The sequence below is a fragment of the Roseibium sp. genome, assembly GCF_025698965.1.
GTDB lineage: Bacteria > Pseudomonadota > Alphaproteobacteria > Rhizobiales > Stappiaceae > Roseibium.
This window is the reverse complement of the sequence record NZ_JAILWL010000216.1, coordinates 1-10,608: the sequence shown is the minus strand read 5'-3', so window position 1 is coordinate 10,608 and position 10,608 is coordinate 1. Positions and strand designations below refer to the sequence as shown.

Sequence of the window (10,608 nt, the reverse complement as noted above, 5' to 3'; positions counted from 1 at the left end):
TCCAGCAGTTTCCTGCAACGTACAACATGTTCACGGAATTCTTCTTCCGACAGATCCCGGCCTCCGAACTGAACCCGTTCACTTGCGGAAACAAGGGTGCGCAAGTCGTCAAGATGGTGCTGTGTGTTCGGGATGTGCCGAAGCGCATCGCGCGCTGTCCAGCTTCGTTGCATCAGTACGCCATGTGCGGCGACCGTCGTGGCAAGAGCTTTCTGAACCAGAAGGATCAGAGCCTGCTTGCGGTCCTTGAGACGGAGAATTTCGTCAAAGGTACCGAGTTTTTCCGCCCAGGCGGGAGCTTTGGGCTGCCTTTTCAAGCGTGTGCTCCCCGGGTTTTCAGCGTCCTGTTTCAGCGAAACCGCGATGCCGCCGCCAAAGCGCAGGAACAGAAAGACGATCAGTGCAAGAATGGCCGCTGCAATCAGTCCGGTTGTCCAACGGCCGCTGAGGTCCGTTCCTTCCCGCTGAACGGGAGAGCGCAACGGTTGTTGATTGGTATCCAGATTCGGAGGAGGGGCGGACGGGTCGAAATAGGTGACCTCTGCGTCTATGCCCCGCCAGCGGATCGCTTTGAGATAATCGTTTCCCGCATCTTCGATTTCGAAAGGTTCCTGCACTGCTTCCTGTGCGGCCAATTGCGCGACGGGTGTCAAAACACTGAAGAAAATGAACAGGATCAAAAGTCGAAACATAGTCGCTTTAATAACGGGAACGATCTGTCTTCGCAATAATCGGCTGTGGCGGTTCGGTGGTCGAATTTGAGGTTGTAGTCTCGGCAGTCGCCGGTGCCGGTTTTTTACAGGTTTCCCGTGACCGCGCCCTGCTTCTGCCCCTAAATCACGCAAGTTTGAGAGGCGGCATCGCCGAAAGCAGAGCCAGCGTTCCAAGAAGGGTTTTCATTTTGTATACCGTTGTATATAAAATTTGCGACGACCCGAAATACGAAATCGAGGCTTCTGCAAAGCGTGACAGGCATGGCTTCTTAACCGAAAGCCCCTATGTCTCTATGCTGGCGACAAGAGCCAAAGTTTTGTATAGCGGCGGCCAGTCGGTGCAACTCGGAGTGAACTTCGGTTCAGCTCTGAGGATAAGCATCGCAACAATGCCCGAAAAGGGCGCTTTGGTTCCCGATGTGGAACCACCAGAGATTTGTGACAGGCAGCCGGCGAGACGCGTTTCGACCCGATTGCCACGGACCTTTAAGGAGATCGCACGTCGTGACCCAGTCCCTTGATAGCTTCAAGTGTAAAAAGACGCTGACTGCCGGCGGCAAGACCTACACCTACTTTTCCATTCCGGAAGCGGAAAAGAACGGTCTGGAAGGTGTTTCCAGGCTACCGTTCTCGCTGAAAGTCGTTCTGGAAAACCTGCTGCGCTTCGAAGATGGTCGCTCGGTGACCAAGGAAGACATTCTCGCCTGTGCCGAATGGCTGAAGACGCGCAAGTCTTCACATGAAATTTCCTATCGTCCGGCCCGTGTTCTGATGCAGGACTTTACCGGCGTTCCTGCCGTGGTCGACCTGGCTGCGATGCGAGATGCCGCCGTGAAACTCGGCGGTGACCCCAAAAAAGTGAACCCGCTGGTTCCTGTTGATCTGGTCATCGACCATTCGGTGATGATTGACTATTTCGGGACCCGGGATGCGTTCAAGAAGAACGTCGAACTTGAATATGAGCGCAACAACGAGCGCTACGAGTTCCTGCGCTGGGGGCAGTCCGCATTCGACAATTTCCGCGCCGTTCCTCCTGGAACCGGTATCTGTCACCAGGTAAACCTCGAATATCTGGCACAGACGGTTTGGACCAGGGAAGAAAACGGTGAAACCGTTGCTTATCCGGACACGCTTGTGGGGACCGACTCCCACACGACAATGGTCAATGGACTTGCGGTTCTGGGCTGGGGTGTTGGCGGCATCGAGGCGGAAGCAGCCATGCTCGGCCAACCGATCTCCATGCTGATCCCGGAGGTTGTCGGCTTCAAGCTGACCGGCAAGCTGAATGACGGCATCACCGCGACCGATCTGGTTCTTCGTGTTGTGGAAATGCTGCGTCAGAAGGGCGTTGTCGGCAAGTTTGTCGAATTCTTCGGTCCTGGCCTCGACAATCTCAGCCTCGAAGATGAGGCGACCATCGCCAACATGGCGCCGGAATACGGCGCGACCTGCGGCTTCTTCCCGGTCGACAACGACACGCTGAAATATCTGGAAGCCACCGGCCGCGACAAGGACCGCGTCGCGCTGGTCGAGGAATATTCCAGGGCGCAGGGCATGTTCCGCTCCGGTGGCGAAGAGCCGGAATTCACCGACACTCTGGAACTTGATATCTCCACCGTCGTTCCGGCAATTTCAGGCCCGAAGCGTCCGCAGGACCGCATCAATCTGGCCGACGCCGCCACCGGCTTCGCCAAGACAATGGCGGAAGAATTCAAGAAGGGCGAAGAGCTCAACAAACGTGTTGCCGTTGAAGGCAAGGACCACGATCTGGGCAATGGCGACGTTGTCATCGCTGCGATCACATCTTGCACGAACACGTCCAATCCTTCGGTTCTGATCGGTGCCGGGCTTGTCGCCCGCAATGCCCTGAAGAAAGGCCTGAAGGTCAAGCCGTGGGTGAAAACTTCCCTGGCACCCGGTTCCCAGGTCGTGACCGACTACCTGGACAAGGCAGGGGTTCAGGAAGATCTCGACGCGCTCGGTTTCACGCTGGCCGGTTACGGTTGCACCACCTGTATCGGCAATTCCGGGCCACTCGATCCTGCCTATTCCGCGGCGATCAATGACAATGACCTGATTGCCTGCTCGGTGCTTTCCGGAAACCGGAACTTCGAAGGCCGGGTCAATCCCGACGTTCGCGCCAACTATCTGGCGTCGCCTCCGCTGGTCGTGGCCTATGCCATTGCCGGCAATTTGAATGTCAACATTACCGAGGATCCTCTTGGTGAAGATCAGGACGGCAACCCGGTTTATCTGAAGGACATCTGGCCGACCACGGAAGAGATCACCGGCCTCATCCGTTCTTCGATCACCGAGGAAATGTTCCGCGAGCGCTATGGCGATGTTTTCAAGGGCGACGAGCACTGGAGGAACATCAAGGTGGAAGGCGGCATGACCTATGGCTGGCCGGTTTCCTCCACTTACGTTCAAAATCCGCCTTACTTCGAAGGCATGACCATGGAGCCGAAACCGCTTCAGGACATCAACGATGCCGCGGTCATGGGCCTGTTCCTCGATTCCATCACCACCGACCACATTTCACCGGCCGGTGCCATCAAGGTCGATAGCCCGGCAGGTCAGTATCTTTCCGAGCATCAGGTCGCCCAGAAGGACTTCAACTCCTATGGTTCCCGCCGTGGCAACCACGAAGTCATGATGCGCGGCACCTTCGCCAACATCCGCATCAAGAACCAGATGGTTCCGGGTGTCGAAGGCGGCGTCACCATGAAGGACGGCAAGAAAGAATGGATCTACGACGCCTGCATGGAATACAAGGCCGCCGGCACGCCGCTGGTGATCTTCGCGGGCAAGGAATACGGCACCGGTTCATCCCGTGACTGGGCCGCCAAGGGCACCAATCTGCTCGGCGTCCGCGCCGTTATTGCTCAGTCCTTCGAGCGTATCCACCGGTCCAATCTTGTCGGAATGGGTGTCATCCCGCTCACCTTCAAGGAAGGTGAAAGCTGGCAGTCCCATGGCATTACCGGCAAGGAACGCGTGACCATCAAGGGCATCGCCGACATCACGCCGCGCCAGATGATGAATATGGAAGTCACCTATGAGGACGGCACCACAAAGACCATCGAGTGCCTTTGCCGCGTCGATACCGAGGACGAGCTGGAATACATCAAAGCCGGCGGCATCCTGCACTACGTGCTGCGGAACCTGGTGACGAGCTGAGGTTTCCAGAAGACCTGCAAAGACAATTGGAGCGGGCCCTTCGGGGCCCGTTTTGTATACTGTTCCCCTGCGTGTCATTTCCACAAGAGGGGGAGCCAAGGAGTTCGTTCCCAGGACGCCCCTGATCCGGCCGGGATGACAAAATCCCGGGAAGCACTACCTAAAGATGAGTTCTTTTCTTGAGTTCCAGCTAAGGAGACGGTCAGGCATGTCAGATAAGCAGTCTTCCAAACTCTCCCACATCGCCCCGGTTTTTCCGGTCTCCGACATCGCAGCGTCGATTGCCTATTACCGGGACAGGCTTTTGTTCGACGTTCTGTTCGAATGGGCGGACAACGACGGAGAACCGATCCGCTACGCGGTACTTGGCCGGGAGGATGTCAGCCTGCACCTGACGCAGAGCGATCAGCCGCGCAAGACGACGGCTTATTGTTTCGTCGACGGTGTGGACGGCTACTATGAGCTGGCGAAGGCAGCCGGAGGCAATATAACCGAGGACATAGCCGACCAGCCCTGGCAGATGCGCGAGTTCGAGACGGTCGATCCGGATGGCAATGTGCTGCTGTTCGGTGAGCATCTGGATCGGACGGAATCCTGAGCTGCTTGCTGCACAAATTCTTGATTCTCGGCAGATTTTCAATTTTCCAAAACTACCCGATTGAAAGATCCGGGTGTGTTGATTGCCGTCTTTGTCGAAACTTCTTTTCTTTTGTTGTTCAAGTTGCAACAATCAATGCGCGAGAACGAGCCCATTTCAACCGTATTGATCCTGTGGAATGATTGGATTTCAGGGGGCGACACATGCCGTTGAATTGTGTTGGTCTCAGCCACGAGAAAAACAGGGCCACCGAAAACGAGGCGCGCTGACACTCTCTGCTCGTTTTTGAAAACGTCAGATTTGGAAGATGTCAGACTACATGCAACTGCGGTGCGAGATTGAATATTCAAAACTTATTTGAGGGAGAGTTTGAATAGTTAGAATCGGCAAGGGAAGTTGTCAGGATATTGAGTCGGTTGGGGCAGTGTGATCTAGAATTTATGAGAATCAACTAGCAGGGTATCGGGGGGTACTATGGAAAGGAACTCATTTAGAACGATAAATCTGGATATTAAGTGTTTGAGTATCAGATTTGTACTTGCTTTTGTTGGTATTATATTTGCGTTTTCTATCGCCGCCTCTGCGGCATTTGCGCAGCAAGTTTTTCAGGTGAAACCGCAGGGAGCGGTGGAAATTTTGCGAACCAACAAAGCGATAACCAAACGTGAGGCAAAATACGGAAGTGTCAAGATCGTCAAAGGGGTGGGTGACAGCGATAGTACTGTCCTGATGTATTTTGCGCCGGAGCAAGGCAGTCAGTTTACCGACACTGTCAACTACCAGCTGGCGGGACAGGATAAGACAACCGATGTCACCGTTTCTGTGCAGCAGGAGTACGGGCCCTGGGGTACTCAGGAAATCTATACGGAATCCTTCAAGGCCATTTTCATTCTGTTCATCTTAGCCGTGCTGGTTGAAAGCGGATTGGAGCTGTTGTTCAGGTGGCGACCTTATTTGCGGAAATTTAATACAAAATCCGTTAATCCGCTGATTTCTTTCGCATTTTCACTATTGTTCGTAAGCGTTTTCCAGCTGGATATCGTTTCAGATCTATTCAATATCTACACCCAACCTTCGAAATTGGAGCCTCCACAGTTCGCAGGATATATTTTAACTGCTTTAATTGTTGCTGGCGGTAGTAAAGGCGTCAACAAGCTTCTTAAAACCTTTGGTTTCAGGGCATTCGACCTTCCTGAGGAAGTAACTGGACCAAAAGAGGACGGCATAGCTTGGATTTCAGTCGAAATCACACGCAAGAACGCAGTCGGTCCGGTTAACGTTCTCTACGGACCCGAGGACAATATGGCTGTTATCGGGACAATTACCGGCGGCGGAAAGAAAAATTGGTTCGAGAGTATGTTGTTCCGAAATGACGCTAGGTTTCCCAAGAGCGGTGGTTACTCGGTCACTGTTGATGAAACTTGCAAGTTGCAGCTTCGAGGCGTCAAGGAAGACGGTACCCCGATAGAAAGCCCGCCGGAATGGGGGGCGTACAAAATCGGCAAGCGGGCGGTAATCGATTTACACTTGTCGATTTAGATTGACGCATCACGGCCGCTGAAATTGCTCAGTCGATCGTAGTCCAAGCATTTCGTAATCGATTTTGATGGATGCGTGGGGTTGAGTCGCCACGCTCAGTAATATGCAGTTGTTCTCAACACCTCTTGAGTGAACCGGAGGCAATTTTTCACTGAGAGTTGTCTCCTGTCAGCCCGGGGTTCTGGTGCTTTGGATACTGTGTCGACCAACAGTGTTTATTACGCGCCGTTCTATCGCTATTCCTCACCGCGCAGCGAGCGTTCCTCGTCGATCACTTCCTGCGGGAACTGGCTCATGAAGCAACAGCAGACACCTTGATCGATCATGGTGCGCGGGCCGTTGGGGTGGCCGATATGGCGATAGACTCCATGGCTGTGCCCGTGGTGATGGTCGTGCCCATGCCCATGCCTATGCCCATGCCCGTGATGATGATGATGCCCGTGATCATGTGAGTGGTCATGCCCATGGTCATGGCTGTGACCGTGGTCGTGTTTATGCCCATCGGCGTTTTCATCATCTTGCGGGTCGCGGAATTCGGCGTGGTGGTGGTGGATTTCAACTTCTCCCTTCGCCAGCCGGTCCTTGAAGGATGCCATCAGGTCCTGCGTTTCGACGATAGTGCCTGACCTGGCCTCCTCGACCCGTTCGACGAAAGTATCGATGACGTGGCCCTGATCTGAAAGGTAATGAGCCTTGTAGAACGTCACGTCAGGCACAGTGGCGGCAACGTGGTCGACATAGTTGTAGATCCGGTCGATCAGTTTTCCGGAAAACAGGAAATAGGGTGCAACGACGATCTTTCTGTAGCCGAGCTTGAGAGCCATCTCCAGACCGCGCCCGACCGACGGAAAGGTGACACCGGAATAGACGGTTTCCGACCAGCCGAAACCGAGATTTTCGGTGACAATCCGAGTCAAGCGGGCTGCCTCCGCGTTGGCCAGCGTGTCCGACGTACCGCGACCGACGACCACCAGCATCGTGTCGTAGAGATCACCGTCATGCACGTGGTCGACGCCAAGCGCCTCCAGAATGCGCGCCTCGAAGGCGGCGATCATCTGCGGATGCAGGCCGAGTTCACGGCCATACTGTATGCTCAGGCCAGGGTTCTTTTCCTGATAGGTCGACAATACGGAAGGAATGTCGTTCTTGGCGTGAGTTGCGGCAAACAGCATGCCGGGAACGGCGATGATGTTGGTGACGCCGGCATCGCGCAAGGCGTTGAGGCCCATGTGAATGTTGGGTGCCGAATACTCAAGGAACCCGTGTTCGACCGGCATGTCCGGATAACGTTCACGGATACCTTTCGCCAAAAGGGCGAATTCTTCTTCTGCGGATTTGGCACGGCTGCCGTGGCCGCAAATCATGATGCCCGTCTTGGACATGAAATCCCTTTCCCGATGTGCACCCGCTTCTGACTTGAGGCACGTTGGTTCGACCTGCCGCAAGTCTTCCTGCCAGCATGGCGTGTTGGAGCAAGCTGGTCCGGTCTGGTCAGTCGCAAATGCGATTTCAGTCAGCCGGACGCAATCTCCTTATCCTGCTCTGTGACCTTCATGGAAGGGTAAATCGTCTTTCCATGCGCCAATGCGCCAGAATGTCCGAGCCGGTCTCAGCCTCTGCCTCGATAGGGCGCAACGCCCTGTTCGGGAATCCAGACGCCTTCAGGTGCCGGTCCGGTTTGATAGAAGACGTCAATCGGGATGCCGCCGCGCGGATACCAGTAGCCGCCGATGCGCAGCCATTCGGGATCGAGCAGGTCGACCAGCCGCTTGCCGATGGAGACCGTGCAGTCCTCATGGAAGGCGCCGTGGTTGCGGAAGGAGCCAAGGAACAGTTTCAGCGACTTGCTTTCCACCAGAAAATCGCGTGGCACATAGTCGATGACCAGATGCGCGAAATCCGGGGCTCCTGTGATCGGGCAGAGCGACGTGAACTCAGGCGCAACAAACCGAACCATGTATTTGGTGCCTGCCTGCGGGTTCGGAACCTTTTCCAGAACCGCTTTGTCCGGATCGTCTGGCAGCTCCGTGGAAGTGCCGAGTTGTGTCAGGTTCTCATAGATGCTCTTGTCAGACATGGTCTCAGACTCCTCTGAGGTTGCCCCAGATCAGGGTATGCAATTGGGGGAGGACAGTGGCCGTATAAAGTCGGTCAGTGGTGACCTTGTCCACCAGCCAGCGCATGCGGTCCATGATGCCGGCCATATCGATACCGCCGTCTTCCTCACCGGGTTGCGGTGGTGTGTGATTGCCCGGCTGCAGGTAGAGTTGAAGTTCAGGATAGCGGGCCGCTACTTCCCTTGCATAGGCATAGTCGGCATCATCGAAAATGACGACTTTCATGACGGTTTTCGTGTCCGGACCGGCAGCTGCAACACATTCGGCCAACTTCTGCCAATCGGTTTCCATACCGCTGGACGGTGGTTTCGGGCTGAGGGTCAGAATGTCCAGCGTTTCAAACCAGTCCTTGGCAAGGCTTCCCTGCGTTTCCAGAGCAAAGCGATATCCCTTCCGCCTGCCAAGGTCGATCAGGTCACCAAGGGGTTGAATGGCCGGGTTGCCGCCAGAGAGCGAAACGGTCAAAGCCTTGCCTCCGGACAGGAGATCCACTTGCATCATGATCGCTTGCGGCGTCATCGGGTGCCATTCGTCCCTGTAGGCACTGTCGACGGCGTGAAGCGTGTCGCACCATGTGCAGCGATAATCGCAGCCACCAGTGCGCACGAACACGGTCGGCTGGCCGATGAGTGCGCCTTCTCCCTGTATGGTCGGGCCGAATATCTCGTTGACGCGAATGGGTGCTGGTGTCATCGCCGTGCCTCCACGGGAACGTAGAGCAGCGGCCGGTATTCTGCGCAGGTTTTCGGTGTCTCTTTCACCTTGACTGCCATTGTTTCCGGCCATTCGGTCTTGCACCAGTCGTAAAGATGTCTGGCTAGACGTTCGGCGGTGACGCAATCGTCGCCAAGGACATCGTTCAGATGCCGGTGGTCCAGCGTGTCATCAATATAGGCCTTGAGCGTCTTGAGCTCGTTGTAGTCGCGGACAAAGCCGATGGCATTCAGGTCGTTCGACGCCAATTCGACCTCGACCACGTAATTGTGCCCATGGAAGCGGGCGCAAGGGTGGTCTTCACCCAGCCCAACCAACTGGTGGGAGGCTGAGAAGTGGAACTCCTTGGTGATCCTATACATTGCAGGCCGCTTTCCAGAAGTCCGGATCGGCATATTCGGTCGGGTCAACTCCACCGGCTACATGAAAGGCTTCACGTCGCTCAACACAGGTGCCACAGCGCCCGCAATGGATCTCGCCACCCTTGTAGCAGGACCAGGTCTTGCGATAGTCGATTCCGAGCTTAAGCCCTTCGACCGCGATATCGGCCTTGCTGATCGTGACGTAAGGCGTGAACAGTCTGATGTCGGCAACCCCTTCCAGTGCGTGCCGCTGCATCACTTCGAAACTTGATGTGAATGCCGGCCGGCAGTCGGGATAGATGAAATGGTCGCCGCCATGGACAGCCGTTGCAACGGTGTCCGCACCGCGCGAGGCGGCAATACCATAGGCGATGGTGAGCATGATTGCGTTGCGGTTAGGCACAACGGTGATCTTCATGGTGTCTTCGGCATAATGCCCGTCCGGGACATCCACGTCATCGGTCAACGCCGAGCCTGTAAGCTGGCGGCCGATGTTCGAGATGTCCATCAGGATATGCTCGGTCTTCAGCTCGTCGGCACAGGTCTTGGCAAAATCCAATTCCTTTTTGTGCCGCTGGCCATAATCAAAGGAGATCAGACCGGTGAGCTCGTGGTCCTGCGCAATCTTGTGCGCAAGGGTGACGGAATCCATTCCGCCAGAACAGATGACAAGTGCTTTCAACGATGTGGTCCCTTGTTTTCGCTAGCACCGGGTAGGCTGCGACCGGTGACCCCCTTGCGGGAGCGGAGGGGCTTATAGCAGGATCCGGAGAAAAGGGAAGGCCAATCGGGGAAATTCGGATTGACATTTCAATGCAAGTGTATAGGAATTATTTCAATACATTCGTATGGAAATGCAGAAAGCTATGGCTCGACCCAAAAACTACTCTGTCAGCGACGTCGTTGAGCGCGTTGTGTTTGCGTTCTGGCAACATGGCTACCAATCGCTGGGCGTTCGTGAACTCGAGGAGCTGACGGGCCTCAATCAATATGCCATCCGGACTGAATTCGGCGGCAAGGAAGGTCTCTATCTGACGGCTCTGGAGATGTATTGCGAAAGAGCGATTTCTTCGGCCATGGCGCCGATGAAAGACGGAAAAATTCCGGAAATAATCGCATTTTTGCAGGCGCTTGTGACGAAAGGGTCAATGACGTCCAGCCAGTTCGGCTGCCTTGTGGTCAACACAGGTATTGAAAATGCGCGTGTCAACAGCCCCAGGCTGGAGGTCGCTGTTGCCAGGTACTGGGATACGCTGGAAGCCCATTTCGTCGCGAGCCTTCGCAACGCCCAGATCGACGGGCAGATCGACCCGGCCGTCGACATTGAAGCGATGGCGAACGGCCTGGTTTCCGGTGTCATGGGAGTTCACACGAAAAACCGAGTG

General features: G+C 55.2%; 11 protein-coding genes. 5 read left to right on the top strand and 6 right to left on the bottom strand.

Annotated features, from left to right (window positions below):
- Positions 1-692 (bottom strand): DUF4129 domain-containing protein (locus K5905_RS17595; protein ID WP_297586202.1); only part of this gene is annotated, 692 nt, incomplete at its 3' end.
- Between the two features lie 56 nt (positions 693-748).
- Between K5905_RS17595 and K5905_RS17590 the strand changes: the two genes are divergently transcribed.
- The 4 genes from K5905_RS17590 (at position 749) to K5905_RS17575 (ending at position 6,030) form a co-directional block, all read left to right on the top strand.
- On the top strand, positions 749-1,234 hold the full coding sequence (locus K5905_RS17590) for a hypothetical protein (protein WP_297586201.1): 486 nt from the start codon (positions 749-751) through the stop codon (positions 1,232-1,234).
- Positions 1,218-3,893 (top strand): aconitate hydratase AcnA, encoded by a 2,676-nt coding sequence (gene acnA, locus K5905_RS17585; RefSeq protein ID WP_297586199.1) that lies wholly within the window; start codon positions 1,218-1,220, stop codon positions 3,891-3,893. Before K5905_RS17590 ends, acnA begins: the two co-directional genes overlap by 17 nt.
- Positions 3,894-4,101: 208 nt before the next feature.
- Positions 4,102-4,491, top strand: coding sequence for a VOC family protein (locus tag K5905_RS17580; RefSeq protein ID WP_297586197.1), 390 nt, complete (start codon positions 4,102-4,104; stop codon positions 4,489-4,491).
- A gap of 519 nt (positions 4,492-5,010) precedes the next feature.
- Positions 5,011-6,030 carry a hypothetical protein gene (locus K5905_RS17575; protein WP_297586196.1) on the top strand — a complete coding sequence of 340 codons (1,020 nt, stop codon included), beginning with the start codon at positions 5,011-5,013 and terminating at the stop codon, positions 6,028-6,030.
- A 236-nt stretch (positions 6,031-6,266) separates the two neighbouring features.
- On the opposite strand, the gene K5905_RS17570 is transcribed toward K5905_RS17575, so the two are convergent.
- From K5905_RS17570 to queC, 5 genes are all read right to left on the bottom strand, one after another.
- The gene (locus tag K5905_RS17570; protein ID WP_297586195.1) at positions 6,267-7,412 is read right to left on the bottom strand and encodes a sirohydrochlorin chelatase; all 1,146 of its coding nucleotides are present in this window, start codon (positions 7,410-7,412) and stop codon (positions 6,267-6,269) included.
- A gap of 227 nt (positions 7,413-7,639) precedes the next feature.
- Positions 7,640-8,107 (bottom strand): preQ(1) synthase, encoded by a 468-nt coding sequence (gene queF / locus K5905_RS17565; RefSeq protein ID WP_297586192.1) that lies wholly within the window; start codon positions 8,105-8,107, stop codon positions 7,640-7,642.
- 4 nt (positions 8,108-8,111) lie between these two features.
- Entirely contained in the window at positions 8,112-8,840 is a 729-nt protein-coding gene (gene queE, locus K5905_RS17560; RefSeq protein ID WP_297586191.1) for a 7-carboxy-7-deazaguanine synthase QueE, read from the bottom strand.
- Positions 8,837-9,223 carry a 6-carboxytetrahydropterin synthase QueD gene (queD, locus tag K5905_RS17555; protein ID WP_297586188.1) on the bottom strand — a complete coding sequence of 129 codons (387 nt, stop codon included), beginning with the start codon at positions 9,221-9,223 and terminating at the stop codon, positions 8,837-8,839. The genes queE and queD overlap by 4 nt, the downstream gene beginning before the upstream one ends.
- Positions 9,216-9,905 carry a 7-cyano-7-deazaguanine synthase QueC gene (queC, locus tag K5905_RS17550; RefSeq protein ID WP_297586185.1) on the bottom strand — a complete coding sequence of 230 codons (690 nt, stop codon included), beginning with the start codon at positions 9,903-9,905 and terminating at the stop codon, positions 9,216-9,218. The genes queD and queC overlap by 8 nt, the downstream gene beginning before the upstream one ends.
- Before the next feature lie 184 nt (positions 9,906-10,089).
- Here queC and K5905_RS17545 point away from each other — a divergent pair.
- Positions 10,090-10,608: TetR/AcrR family transcriptional regulator (locus K5905_RS17545; RefSeq protein ID WP_297586183.1), on the top strand; the 519-nt coding region annotated here is incomplete at its 3' end.